Origin of the sequence: Spirosoma soli, from assembly GCF_042684525.1 — a bacterium.
GTDB classification, from domain to species: domain Bacteria; phylum Bacteroidota; class Bacteroidia; order Cytophagales; family Spirosomataceae; genus Spirosoma; species Spirosoma soli.
In genome coordinates, this window is the sequence record NZ_JBHULN010000068.1 from 1 (window position 1) to 532 (window position 532).

The following is a 532-nucleotide window of genomic DNA, read 5'->3' on the forward strand; positions in this document are numbered from 1 at the left end:
CGGTGTTAATAAGCGCCCGGATTTGCCTAAGCACCCCACCTACCAACTTAAACGTGCATATCCAACAGCACGCTAACCTAACCTGCTCCGTCCCCACATCGCAGCTTTACCAAGTACGGGAATATTAACCCGTTTCCCATCGACTACGCTTTTCTGCCTCGCCTTAGGGGCCGACTCACCCTGCCCCGATTAACGTTGGACAGGAAACCTTGGTCTTCCGGCGAACGGGTTTTTCACCCGTTTTATCGTTACTTATGTCAGCATTCGCACTTCTGATACCTCCAGCAAGCTTCTCAACTCACCTTCAACGGCTTACAGAACGCTCCCCTACCATGCTCGAAAGCATCCGCAGCTTCGGTTGCTAGTTTTAGCCCCGTTACATCTTCCGCGCGGGCCGACTCGACTAGTGAGCTATTACGCTTTCTTTAAAGGGTGGCTGCTTCTAAGCCAACCTCCTAGCTGTCTGAGCCTTCCCACATCGTTTCCCACTTAACTAACATTGGGGACCTTAGCTGGCGGTCTGGGTTGTTGC

1 rRNA gene is annotated in these 532 nt (G+C 52.4%); it reads right to left on the bottom strand.

From position 1 onward, the window contains the following. Positions 1 to 532 (bottom strand): 23S ribosomal RNA (locus tag ACFSUS_RS29130); the annotation flags it as partial.